At 54.4% G+C, this 12,647-nt stretch carries 10 protein-coding genes; 2 read left to right on the top strand and 8 right to left on the bottom strand.

Annotation, left to right across the window (positions count from 1 at the left end; all coding sequences use genetic code 11):
- Positions 1–14: 14 nt before the first annotated feature.
- Both C2I18_RS15185 and bcp read right to left on the bottom strand, forming a co-directional pair.
- Complete coding sequence (locus C2I18_RS15185) at positions 15–4,304, bottom strand: 2-hydroxyacyl-CoA dehydratase (protein WP_249901968.1); 4,290 nt, start codon at positions 4,302–4,304, stop codon at positions 15–17.
- 119 nt (positions 4,305–4,423) lie between these two features.
- The gene (bcp, locus tag C2I18_RS15180) at positions 4,424–4,888 is read right to left on the bottom strand and encodes a thioredoxin-dependent thiol peroxidase (protein ID WP_249901967.1); all 465 of its coding nucleotides are present in this window, start codon (positions 4,886–4,888) and stop codon (positions 4,424–4,426) included.
- Positions 4,889–5,012: 124 nt separating this feature from the next.
- Here bcp and C2I18_RS15175 point away from each other — a divergent pair, with 124 nt between their 5' ends.
- Both C2I18_RS15175 and C2I18_RS15170 read left to right on the top strand, forming a co-directional pair.
- Entirely contained in the window at positions 5,013–6,065 is a 1,053-nt protein-coding gene (locus C2I18_RS15175) for an LCP family protein (RefSeq protein ID WP_249901966.1), read from the top strand.
- Between the two features lie 134 nt (positions 6,066–6,199).
- Complete coding sequence (locus tag C2I18_RS15170; RefSeq protein WP_249901965.1) at positions 6,200–7,516, top strand: glutamate-1-semialdehyde 2,1-aminomutase; 1,317 nt, start codon at positions 6,200–6,202, stop codon at positions 7,514–7,516.
- Positions 7,517–7,885: 369 nt separating this feature from the next.
- Here C2I18_RS15170 and def read toward each other — a convergent pair whose 3' ends face one another.
- From def to C2I18_RS15140, 6 genes are all read right to left on the bottom strand, one after another.
- Positions 7,886–8,497, bottom strand: coding sequence for a peptide deformylase (gene def / locus C2I18_RS15165; protein ID WP_249901964.1), 612 nt, complete (start codon positions 8,495–8,497; stop codon positions 7,886–7,888).
- A 51-nt stretch (positions 8,498–8,548) separates the two neighbouring features.
- Positions 8,549–9,835: an SGNH/GDSL hydrolase family protein gene (locus C2I18_RS15160; protein ID WP_249901963.1), complete on the bottom strand. Its 1,287-nt coding sequence runs from the start codon at positions 9,833–9,835 to the stop codon at positions 8,549–8,551.
- A 108-nt stretch (positions 9,836–9,943) separates the two neighbouring features.
- Positions 9,944–10,225: a hypothetical protein gene (locus C2I18_RS15155; RefSeq protein WP_249901962.1), complete on the bottom strand. Its 282-nt coding sequence runs from the start codon at positions 10,223–10,225 to the stop codon at positions 9,944–9,946.
- A gap of 27 nt (positions 10,226–10,252) precedes the next feature.
- Positions 10,253–11,131 carry an inositol monophosphatase family protein gene (locus tag C2I18_RS15150; RefSeq protein ID WP_249901961.1) on the bottom strand — a complete coding sequence of 293 codons (879 nt, stop codon included), beginning with the start codon at positions 11,129–11,131 and terminating at the stop codon, positions 10,253–10,255.
- A 153-nt stretch (positions 11,132–11,284) separates the two neighbouring features.
- On the bottom strand, positions 11,285–12,292 hold the full coding sequence (gene uvsE / locus C2I18_RS15145) for a UV DNA damage repair endonuclease UvsE (RefSeq protein ID WP_249901960.1): 1,008 nt from the start codon (positions 12,290–12,292) through the stop codon (positions 11,285–11,287).
- Positions 12,289–12,606 (bottom strand): hypothetical protein, encoded by a 318-nt coding sequence (locus tag C2I18_RS15140; RefSeq protein ID WP_249901959.1) that lies wholly within the window; start codon positions 12,604–12,606, stop codon positions 12,289–12,291. The genes uvsE and C2I18_RS15140 overlap by 4 nt, the downstream gene beginning before the upstream one ends.
- Positions 12,607–12,647 lie beyond the last annotated feature (41 nt).

The raw sequence follows: 12,647 nt of genomic DNA, 5'->3' as shown, positions 1-12,647 counted from the left end.
GGAATTACCCGCATCTACATCCCGTTCCCGAGGCTGCCCATCATTACAGGCTTCGCTAAGCTGCCGGCTTCAGCCGGTGATCCCTTCCCTCCGGCTGCAAGGCCGGACGCAATGGACATCATCAGCTTGATCCGGTTCGCCTGGTTTACTACACTTACTCCCGCATCATAATCGATAGCTGCGATGTTGGCGCCCGGATACAGTTCCTTGAGTCCCTTGATCATTCCGCGTCCGGTAATATGATTGGGCAGACAGGCAAACGGCTGGATGCACACAATGTTATCCACCCCGTTGTCGAGCAAATCCATCATTTCTGCAGTCAGGAACCAGCCTTCGCCCATCTGGTTGCCCACGGATACCAGGCGGCTGGCCTTTTCGGCCAGACCATATATATTTTCACGGCTCTTGGCCAGCCCCGCTTCCTCCAGCGCTGCCTTCACCGGCTTGCGGTAGATTTCCAGGTAAGAGATCAGCATAGGATTAATATACCCCAGCTTTTTGCTCTTGCCGAACTGTTCCGCTTTGTAGATCGGATTGTATATACAGTAAAAGATAAAATCAAGGAAGTCCGGCATGACCGCCTCGCCGCCTTCAGCTTCAATCCTTTCAATGATCCGGTTGTTCGCGTCCGGATGGAATTTAATCAGGATCTCTCCGACAATGCCCACTTTCGGCTTCGCGGCCCGGTTCACCGGGAGACGGCAGAACTCCGCCACAATCTCACGGATCAGCCGTTTATATTCCCGGAACGAGAAGGTCGTCAGGCTGCTTTTGCAGCGCTCCATCCCTTTGCGGAATGCCGCTTCCGCACTGCCCGGAATGATCTCATACGGCCTGAACCGGTACAGGAGGCGCATCATCAGATCGCCATAACAGGCGGCGGCAACGAGCCGGTTAGCCAGCTTGAGGCTGATGCGGAAGCCCGGCTGATTCTCCATGCCTGAAGCATTCAGTGAAATGACCGGGATTTGCCCCAGCCCGGAATCCTTAAGCGCCTTGCGGAGCAGCGAAATATAATTCGTCGCCCGGCAGCCCCCGCCTGTCTGTGACATAATGACAGCGGTCCGGTCCGGATCGTAATCACCGCTCTTAAGCGCAGACAGAATCTGCCCGATCGTTACAATCGCCGGATAGCAGGCATCGTTGTTGACGAATCTGAGGCCTTCTTCGGTTTCCTGCGGGCCGGTTGTCTCCAGCACCTTCAATCTGTAGCCGGCATCGCGGAAGACACGTTCGAACAGTTCGAAGTGGACCGGGGACATCTGCGGCGCCAGAATCGTGTAGTTCTCTTTCATTTCCTTGGTAAAAGGAACCCCGGACTGCGTCTGATAGAGCTGCCGCGGCTGCACATCGCTTTTCTCCCGCTCACGCATGGCCGCCTGCAGAGAGCGCAGCCGGATACGCGCGGCTCCGAGATTGCTGATCTCATCGATCTTAATCAGCGTATACACCTTGTTGTGACGCTCCATAATTTCCTGCACCGCATCGCAGGTGATGGCATCGATGCCGCAGCCGAAGGAGGTCAGCTGCACCAGCTCCAGATCTGTTCTTCCGGCTGCGAGGCGGGCGGCACGGTACATCCGGGCATGGTAGGTCCATTGATTGACCACCGCTACACCGCCTTCGCTCCGGTCCAGATGGCAGACCGAGTCCTCGGTCAACACGGCGAGTCCCATACCTGTAATCATATCGGCAATGCCGTGGTTGATCTCAGGATCAGCATGATACGGATGACCGCAGAGCAGAATCCCCTTTGTTCCGGTTGCGGTCAGATATTCCAGTGTTTCCGCGCCCTTGGTACGCACATCATTTTTGGCGCGGTCCGCTTCGGCGAAGCCTGCCTGGACAGCCGCAGCTATCTCTTCCTTTGGAAGGCCGGGGAAGCTTCTCTGCAGGCCCCTGGTCAGCGCCGGAATGTCGTCGAAGGTCAGGAACGGGCTGACCAGCGGGACCCCGTCTTCCTTAAGGCCGTCCATATTATTGCGGATAACCTCCGGGTAAGAGGCGACCACAGGGCAGTTGAAATGGTTCTGTGCCGCATCATCCTCCTTCTTCTCATACACAACTGCCGGATAGAAAATAAAATCGACTTTTTTGCCGATCAGGCTCTGCACATGCCCGTGCGCCATCTTCGCAGGATAACAGATCGATTCCGAAGGGATGGTGTCCATCCCGCTTTCGTACAGCTTCTTGCCCGACTTCGGGGATAATACAGTCCGGAAGCGCAGCTCAGTAAAAAAAGTATGCCAAAACGGATAGTTCTCGAACATGTTCATGGTCCGCGGGATACCAACCGTTCCCCGGTCCGCCCGTTCTTCCGGCAGGCCTTCATAATCGAAGAAGCGTTCATATTTATACTGCATGAGATTCGGCAGCTTATTTTTCTCTTTTTTGCCGCCTGCCCCGCGTTCGCACCGGTTGCCGGTCACGTGGAAGCTTTTATCAGGGAAACGGCTGATGGTCAGCGCACAATTGTTGGCGCAGAGGCTGCAGCGGCCCGGGGACACCTTGTATTCAAACGTATCAAGTTCTTCCGGCCCCAGCAATGTGCTGAAGCTGCCGGCTCCGGCCTGCTCCCTGGCAATCAGCGCGCAGCCGTAAGCGCCCATAACTCCGGCAATGTCAGGCCTTACCACCGTTCTGCCTGTCAGAAGCTCAAAGGCGCGCAGCACGGCCTCATTGTAAAAGGTGCCTCCCTGCACAATGATATTGCGGCCCAGTTCCTCGGGATTGCGGATCTTGATCACCTTCTGCAGGGCATTTTTGATGACCGAATAAGCCAATCCTGCCGAGAGGTCGGACAGCGCGGCCCCTTCCTTTTGTACCTGCTTCACCTTGGAGTTCATAAATACTGTGCAGCGTGAACCCAGGTTAACCGGCTTCTCGGATTCCAGCGCAGATGCAGCGAACTCCTCAATACCGAGCTCCAGCGCAGATGCGAAGCTCTCCAGAAAGGACCCGCAGCCCGCAGAGCAGGCTTCGTTCAGCATCAGGCTGTCGATTGCGCCTCCGCGGATCTTGATGCACTTCATATCCTGGCCGCCGATGTCCAGAATAAAATCCACCTCTGGCATAAACTTGGACGCTGCCTTATAATGCGCTACCGTCTCCACTTCACCGCCGTCCGTACGCAGTCCGGCCTTGACCAGCCCTTCACCATAACCGGTTGCACAGGAGCCGGCGATATAACAGCCCTGCGGCAGCATCCGGTAAATTTCCTTCAATGCGTCAGTGACAGACTGCAGCGGATTGCCTTTGTTACTCCCGTAAAAGGTATAGAGGATTTCATCCGCGCTGCCGGTAATCACCAGCTTGGTGGTTGTTGATCCGGCATCAATGCCCAGATAACAAGGTCCGCGGTAAGCTTCCAGTCCGGCGCGGGCAACAACCGCCTTTGCGTGGCGCTGCCTGAACTGTATGAGTTCCTCCTGTGTCTGGAACAGCGGAGGCAGTTCAGCATCTTCGGCGCGGTCCGCTTTAAAATCAACGGCTTTAATCCGTGCGATCCAGTCGCTGAGCGGCAGCGTCTGCGGGCTGCTCTGCGACAGGGCCGAGCCGATCGCCACAAAGTACTGCGAGCGTTCCGGGAACAGCGTCTCCCCTTCCGCCAGGCCCAGCGTCTCTGCAAACCGTTCACGCAGAGCAGGCAGAAAAGTCAGCGGTCCGCCCAGAAAAGCCACCCGTCCGCGGATCGGACGGCCGCAGGCCAGGCCGCTGATCGTCTGGTTGACGATGCTCTGGAAGATTGAAGCCGCCACATCTTCCCGCCTGGCGCCTTCATTCAGCAGCGGCTGCACATCGCTTTTGGCGAACACACCACAGCGTGAAGCGATCGGGTAGATCCGCTCATGCTTCATGGCAAGCCCGTTCAGGCCGGCGGGATCCGTCTGCAGCAGCGCAGCCATCTGGTCTATGAACGCTCCGGTCCCCCCCGCACAGGCGGTGTTCATCCGCTGCTCGATGCCGCCGCTCAGATATATAATTTTGGCATCTTCCCCGCCCAGCTCAATGGCGGTATCGCACTGCGGAATCAGCTCGCTGATTGCTCTCGTACAGGCGATAACTTCTTGTACAAAGGGCACTCCGCCCAGCTTTGACAAGGACAGCCCCGAGGAACCGCTTACAGCCAAAGAAGCTCCCCTGTCCGGGAATCTGTCTTGTACATCTGACAGAAGGGACAGGGCAGCTTTTTTAATATCGCTATAGTGTCTTACGTAATCCTGATAAAGAATTGTACCGCGCTCCATTACAACCAGTTTGGCGGTAGTTGAGCCGACGTCAAGACCAATCTGCAGCATCTTCATGCCATCACCATGCCTTGCTCCAAATTTGAAGTAATATGTGGCAACTATATCATGAGAGCGCATTATGAAAGCTGTTAAATATGTAACAGACATCTGCAATTCATTAATACCATACCAGGTTATTTCGCCAGTTCTTCCAGAACGGCTTCAACATGGTTTTTGACCCGGACTTTCCGCCACTGCGCCGTAAGGACACCTTCTTCATCTATAAGAAACGTGGAACGGACGATGCCCATAAATTCCTTACCGTAGAGTTTTTTGAGCTGCCATACCCCGAACATTTCACTTACACGGTGATCCCCGTCGGATAACAGAGGGAACGGCAGACTGTTTTTCTCGGTAAATTTGGCGTGTGAAGCCAGGCTGTCTGGGCTGATGCCCAGCACTACGGCGCCCTTGGCAGCAATCAGATCATCGGCATCACGGAACTCGCAGGCTTCCTGCGTACAGGCGGGTGTCATATTTTTCGGATAAAAATAAAGCAGGACCTTTTTGCCGCGATACTGGCTTAAGCTGACCTCTCCGCCTGTTGATGACGGAAGGCTGAAATCCGGTACGGGTTGTCCAACGGTAATCTCACTCACTTGTAAATCACTCCTAAAATTAATGTCGGCATATGCTAAAGTTTTTGGCGGAATATTCCGAAATTGCTTGTATTCCTAAAAGAAATTATAATGTAGAGAATGTGAATGCGAAAGGAAGAACGAAATGCCTCCAAGAAAGAAACGGCATGCAAAAGCCGGACCATCCAAAAAGAAACCGCTGCTCTGGACGCTTGCTATTGTACTCCTCCTAATTATCGGCGGGCTTGTGTATTACTTCACCTCTATCTACAACCAGCTGGACAACCTCCACAAGACCGGTGAAGATTCCCCGTTCGCAGCAATCCCGTCTCCTTCGGCGGAAGCCGTAGAGCCGCCTGAATGGGAAGGCACGGAGCCGGTAAATATACTGCTTATGGGTGTGGATGCCCGCGGAGTGAAGGAAGGGGAGGTTCCCCGTTCGGATACGATGCTTGTTGCGTCCCTTGATCCCGTGAAGAAGAAGTTCTACGTTTTCTCCATTCTTCGCGATACTTATGTGGACATTCCCGAGTACGGCAAAGAACGCATTAATACGGCGATTACTCACGGTCCCAATACGGCGATGCAGACAGTAAGCGACCTGCTCGGCATCCCGATTCAATATTATGTCTATACGGATTTCCAGGGCTTCATCAAGCTGGTGGATGCCGTGGGCGGTGTGGATTATGAAGTCGAGAAGGATATGGTCTATAAGACAAAAGCCGACGGACCGGAATATGACATTGACCTCAAAAAAGGATACCAGCATCTCGACGGCAATATGGCGCTGCAGTATGTGCGCTTCCGTCATGATGCCACCTCCGATTTCACCAGAACAGAACGCCAGCGGGGATTCCTGAAGGCTGTGGCGGATAAGGTGATCAGCACCACCTCGATTATCAAGCTGCCGAGCATTCTTTCCCAGGTCACTCCTTATATCGATACCAATCTGACGGTCGATGATATGTGGAAGCTGGCTACCGTTGGTTATGACAGCTCCATGGGCGGCAGTGAACAGATCCCGCCGATGAGCCTGCTCACCGAAGAAACAACCCGCGGCGGTTCAGCCGTTATTGGCTACCGCAGTGAGGAGGCATTGAAGGAGTTCGTCCAGGAGACCTTGACTGCCCCTGAGCCGACGCCTTCACCTGAGGCCAGCCCTGAGAGCAGCCCGTCACCTGCCAGCGGGACTGAATAAGCAGCGGAGATTCACGAGGGTTATTGTATAACATCAGTGCACTAAATATCAGGCTTGGCCCAAGGACGGGCGAACAGCGGGGGAGAGCCGCCTGTTCGCCCTTTCCCATGCGGCCGGCGAAAGGATGATTATGAATGAACCGCAGCACATCTGAGAAATTATATGAGGAAGCCCTGCAGCATATTGTCGGCGGCGTCAACAGCCCTTCCCGTTCCTTCAAAGCCGTCGGCGGCGGAGCGCCGGTATTCATGAAGCGCGCCGGAGGCTCCCGCTTCTGGGATGAGGACGGCAATGAGTACATAGATTATCTTGCAGCCTACGGTCCTATCATCACCGGACATGCCCATCCGCAGATTACTGCAGCCATTACAGAAGCGGCACAGAACGGCATTCTGTATGGTACACCTACACAGCTCGAAATCAAGCTGGCCAAGATGCTCAAGGAGGCCATTCCGTCGATGGACAAGGTCCGGTTCGTCAACTCCGGCACAGAAGCCGTCATGACAACGATCCGGGTAGCCCGCGCTTATACCAAACGCAGCAAGATCATCAAGTTCGCCGGCTGCTATCATGGCCACTCCGACCTCGTGCTGGTCGCAGCAGGCTCCGGCCCTTCCACGCTCGGCATTCCGGACAGCGCCGGTGTTCCCGGAAGCATCGCACAGGAAGTGATTACTGTCCCCTTCAACGATCTCAGCGGATTGCGTGAAGCGCTGGAGAAATGGGGCGGGGATGTGGCCGCAGTTATGGTGGAGCCGATTGTCGGCAACTTCGGCATGGTCATGCCGCAGCCGGGATTCCTGGAAGGCCTGTGCAAGCTGGCCCACGATAACGGCTCCCTTGTTATCTATGACGAAGTTATCACCGCATTCCGTTTCCACTACGGCTCTGCACAGACCTATGCCGGGCTTGATAATCACGAAGCGATCATGCCTGACCTGACCGCGCTCGGTAAAATCATCGGCGGCGGCCTGCCGATCGGTGCATATGGCGGACGCAAGCATGTCATGGAGCAGGTGGCACCGCTCGGTCCCGCTTATCAGGCCGGCACAATGGCAGGCAACCCTGCTTCGATCTCTGCAGGCATTGCCTGCCTGGAAGTTCTGCGCGGCGAAGGCGTATACGACGAAATGGAGCGGCTGGCCATCCGCCTGACCGAAGGGCTGCAGGAGTCTGCAGACCGTCATGGCATTCCGTTAACGATTAACCGGATCCGCGGTGCGTTCTCCACCCATTTTTGTTCGCACCCGATTACAAATTATGACGAAGCACAGGATACCGACGGCGAGCTGTTCGCCAGCTTTTTCCGGCATATGCTGAACCGCGGCATCAACCTGGCGCCTTCCAAATATGAAGCATGGTTCCTGACTACTGCGCATACAGATGCTGATATTGATGCCACACTGGAAGCGGCAGAGGCCTCTTTCCAAGCTATGGCAGCTGAGAAGTAAAAGCTCTGCTGTGATCATTTGCAGGCCAACTGGAACGACAATAAGCTGCTGCGGAAAGTCCGCAGCAGCTTATTTTATATCAGGAAACTCAGAGAACCGCTCCATCCTTCAAAGTGTAGTTGGACTTTCTCCATCTATTCCTGCACTTTACTATCTTTTATGATGACTAGTTGGAAAACCTCCCGTTATTTTGACGGATACATGCTTTTGGAGGCGAATCCGATGTATTTAGATGGACTTTTTCCCACTAGTGCTGCAATATCGGCAGTTTCTCTGGAATTAGTGGGAGAAATGCCACTTACCATTTGGGTATATCCCACAAAAAGACCGTCATCCCCCGGGACAACGGCCTTCTTCCACAACATTCCCCTATTTGTTCTTCAGATCATGCAGACTGCGGATTTCCACGTCCTGCGGCAGCTTGAACGGATTGTCCTGGTTGATCCGGTCGTAGAACATAATCCCGTCCAGATGGTCCATCTCGTGCTGGATCAGGATCGACTGGTAGCCTTTGAATTTCATAACCGCTTCCTTGCCGTTAATATCATAACCTCTTACCTTAACCGACTCATACCTTGGGACAAACCCTTGTACCGGACGGTCCACAGACAGGCAGCCCTCGCTCTCCGGCAGGTAAATCATTGATACGGAGTGGCTGATGATTTTGGGATTCACCCAGGCATGCTCAACAACCCTGCCCTTCTCATCCTTCAGATACATTACGAACATCCGCTGCGGCAGCCCGATCTGGTTGGCTGACAGACCAATGCCGGAGCGAAGCTTGTATTTGGCAGACATTGCAGGATCCTGGCTGTTCTTCAGAAACTGCATCATGCACTGAAGCGCCTCACGGTCTTCCTGCTGGAGCGGCAGCTTTACCGGCTCGGTTACTTTGCGCAGGATGGGATCGCCTTCCCTGATAATATCATCCATCCTGATAATATAACCGGCCTTATATTTTGCACTAGACAACAGATTCATCCACCTTTGCCATACATATTTCAACAATGATTTCACTTATATTATGCAGATCTATGGATTAATGAAAGCAGTCCGCAGTTTGCTGCTGTAATTCACATCAAAGCCAAGACCCGTAGCCAGTGCGGCCAGCGGCAGATAGGTTTTATCTTCTTTTCCGACCCTTTGCAGGAACGCAGGTGTATCAATGGCTACATTTGCTCCGTTAACCTTAATGGTTTTGGAGCCTATGGTAATTACAACGGTCCGGCCTCCGTACTCAATGGTTGCGCTGGAGGTTTTGTTATCCCACTTTCCGCTCGCACCCACGGCATTCAGAATATCCCGCAGCGCCAAAAAGTTCTGTCCGTTCTTCAAAATCGGCTTGTTCGGCGTATTCAGCTCCACGCCCTTCACCACAATGGACATCGGCGCTGCAGCTGAAGTCATTGCGGCTACAGACGGTGTACGGTACTCTCCCCACTGCAGTTCCGCAAATACCTGGGCAATCTTCTCATACCCCAGCTGGGTCGGATGGAAGTCCGCCTTTCCGGCCCCGATGATATGGGTCAGGGAACCCTCAACACCGGCAAAACGTTCCGCGACATGCGCTACCCGGACAGGTGCAGCCGCCGTATTCACACTTGCCGCGACACTGTCAGCAGCCTCTGTGAACCTCCCCGCAGCACTCATCAGCTTGGTGTAAGCTGCACCAAGGGCAATTTTGGGTGCCGGCTGGTATTGATCAGCCAGTATAATCGTTGCCTGCGGATTGACGGCACGGATATTCTCAAGTGCTGCCTTCACATTTGTATTGTAAGCTGACAGACGCTGTTCAAGCTGTGTCTGGAAATCGGTATCGGTCATCTCCTTGGCATTCAGGAACAGGCTGCTGACATCGTTCCCGCCGATCGTAATGGCGATAAGATCCGCTTCCGTAAGTTCAGCGTTAATTGCCGCAGTCATCGCGGCAAACTGGCCGATCCGCGGATCAGGCAGCGCCGGTTGGATCGCGTCCGGAGTGATAGACGTCCCGTCTTTGATTGCTCCGGTGTAATTAAGCAGACCCGCTGTGGTTAATCCGAGAATGCCATAGTTGGTAAGCGCGCTTCTTCCGTGATACCAGCCCTGCTCCAGCAGTCTTTCCGCATACCCGTAAGGCTTCGCAGCCGGATCTGTGATCCCCGGCTCGTATCCGGCGGTGATCGAATCCCCCAGCGCTACGATCCGGAAGACGTCAGGCTCTGTTCCTTGTGTTACTGCCGCAGCCTTGACTGATTCTGCGCCTGCACCGGCAAATATACTGAACAGCAGCATACCGCTTGTTCCTATAGCCACGATCTTCTTCCATGTGCTTAGCATTGTATCCCCCCAAATTTAATATAATTCCATTCTACCATCACGCTGTATTGCACAAAAGAGCGGCTTCCCGAAATCCGGGAAACCGCTCCCTGTGCCTTTGACGCCAGGCTACTCCTGGCTGCTGTCTGTTCCGGCTTTATGCTCTTTATTATGCGGGGCGGAGAGCTTCCCTGCCCGTTCAAGGTACTTGTCATAACGGTCATCCAGCTCGCTGGCTATTTTGCGGTAACGCAAGGTTTCTTCCACAATAGGATCAAGAGTCGTCTGAATCCGGATTTCGTATTTGGGCGAGATCTGGCGGAGTTCCTTGTCCTTCCGGTCCTCCTGATGGAGTTCTCCATCCTCCAGAAGCTCGCTCAGCTTGCGCTCCAGGTCATCATTGCCGCTCATGCTCTGCTCCTCCTAACTCCTAACTGCTTATATCCCGGTAGCTTCCGCTTCTTTCAGCGATGACACCAGGAAATCGTGAATTTTGCCGTTGCTCGCCACGATATGGCGGGTGCCGATATCATAAGGATTGCCCTGCGTATCCGTTACCTTGCCGCCTGATTCCAATACAAGCAGCACGCCGGCTGCACAATCCCAAGGACTCAGGCCGACTTCCCAGTAGCCGTCCACACGGCCTGCAGCAACATAGGCCAGATGCAGCGCTGCCGAGCCTCCGGCCCGGATACCGCGGATCTGCGGCAAAATGTGCTGAAGACCGGCCATATTCGCCGGCTGGGCGAATACACGGTCCGGCGGAAAGCCCATGGCAATCAGGCTGCTCTGCGGATCACTTTCAGCAGATACCGATGTAGGAATACCGTGCATATATGCCCCTTTGCCTTTCTCGGCAACGAACATCTCGTCACGCATAGGATCATATATCACTCCTACTGTCAGTTCCCCTTTAACAGCCAAAGCTATAGATACACAGTAGAACGGAAAACCGTGCACGTAATTCGTGGTGCCGTCTATCGGGTCGACGATCCACAAATATTCGTGTCCGCGCCCTTCTTCCAGTGCAGCAGTAACCGCATCTGCACCGGGCTGGACACCTTCTTCACCAAGGATCGCATGGTCAGGGTAATGGGTGAGAATCAGCCGGCGGATCATCTGCTCCACACCTTTGTCCACTTCCGTCACCAGATCCTGTGCCGATGTCTTGCTGCCGAGCTCCTTCACTTGGCCTTGTCTGCTCTTGATCCATTCCCCCGCCTTGGCAGCGGCGTTGATGGCAGCCGCAGTATGGCCCTTGCTCGTAACCACATAGGGTTCACGCGCGTTCCGGTTTTCTGGATTTAAAGGATTCATCTCTTCACTCCGCTTTCTTGAACATGATCGCTCTCTTCCATGAAACACTGCCTTGTTCTTTACAGTTACTGCCTCTTTGCGACATAAGTTTCATTCAACGTACCCTATTTCCAAAGACATATCAAGCCAAAAACTCAAGCCTGTCCTGCAGCCTTACGGCTCTACATTAATGCTGGCTCCGTCCAGGATCGTAATGCCGTTGCCGGCCTCCGCCAGCTCCTTCAGCGCTGCCATCAGGTCAAACAGCGCCCCGTCCTTCAGCTTCGCTTCAATCATGACATCCACAGCGGGAGTGTCAGCAGCGATCCGCTTCAGAAAAGCTAGCAAAGGCGCCGGCTCCACACCATCAGCATGGCTGCGCGGATCGGATGGGCTGCGCGGGCTGGACACATGAATCTTAGGAGGCAGATGCTCCCCTGCTTGTACATCCTTCAGAGCCAGCGGACTTTTCCAGGTCTGCTGAATCTCAGGCCAGATCTCCCAGGGCAGCTCGCCTTCATTGTTCACCCACTGATGGTGAATGTCCAGAACCATGGGCAGACCCAGACTGCGGCTGACCTCCAGCGTCTCCAGTGCGTTGAACGTCTTGTCATCGTTCTCCAGCGTAATCCGCTCCTGAAGCTCTGCGGGCAGTGCGGCGAAGTGCTCCTTGAACCGGGCTGCCGCGACGGGCTTGTCCCCATAGGCTCCGCCGATATGGATATTGTTCTTGGCGGTGGCCGGCAGCCCCATGGCCATCAGCATGTCCGTATGATGCTGCAAGTCGCGGACCGAGCTTGCCAGCACCTCGGGACGGGGTGTGCTCAGCACTGTAAAATGATCGGGATGAAAGGACACACGCAGCCCATGCTTCTTCACATAATCCCCTACCTCGGCAAACTCCCCGGCCAGTGCCGCGAAAGGATCCCAGTCCTGCAGGTCAGGATGCGTTCCGAGCGGGACCAGCTTCGAGGTCATACGGTAAACTTCAATATCCGATCCGACGTTATGCTTCAGCAGGCGCAGCGTATTATGCAGATTCATCTTCGCTATGGATTCCAGCTTCCGAAGTCCGGCTTCGCGGTCATTCAGCTTGGTGAAGCTCGCCATCGTCATGGTCTTGGATGGCGAGCAGTCTTTGATGACGGTGGACATGGCAACATACCCGAAGCGGACAATCATCCCTGTTCCCCGAAGAACATCTCGTAGGCAAGCGCCGTCTGTACCCGGGACTCTTCCTCATTCAGCTTGCGGACCAGATCCATCTCCACCGCTGTAACCTCATGGCCCTGAAAATTAATTTCCGCAATAGAAGCAGAGATCTTGACGATTGCTACTGCCACGTTCTCCGGATTATAGGCAATCACCTTCTGGCCGGTCGGATATACGCGGAAGCCCTGCTTCACCATTTTGGTGCGCCCGTACTCCAGCAGTTCGTACAGCTCCTGCTCATTCTTGAACTTGCAGACGGAATTGAATTCAGTTTGAAATCCCATACGATAATCTTCTCCTTTCCGGCCGGAATGCTCCCGCCGCT

The sequence above is a fragment of the Paenibacillus sp. PK3_47 genome (genome assembly GCF_023520895.1).
In the GTDB taxonomy this organism is placed as follows: domain Bacteria; phylum Bacillota; class Bacilli; order Paenibacillales; family Paenibacillaceae; genus Paenibacillus_AQ.
Note: the sequence above shows the minus strand (reverse complement) of the source record. Positions and strands in the feature narration are given on the sequence as shown.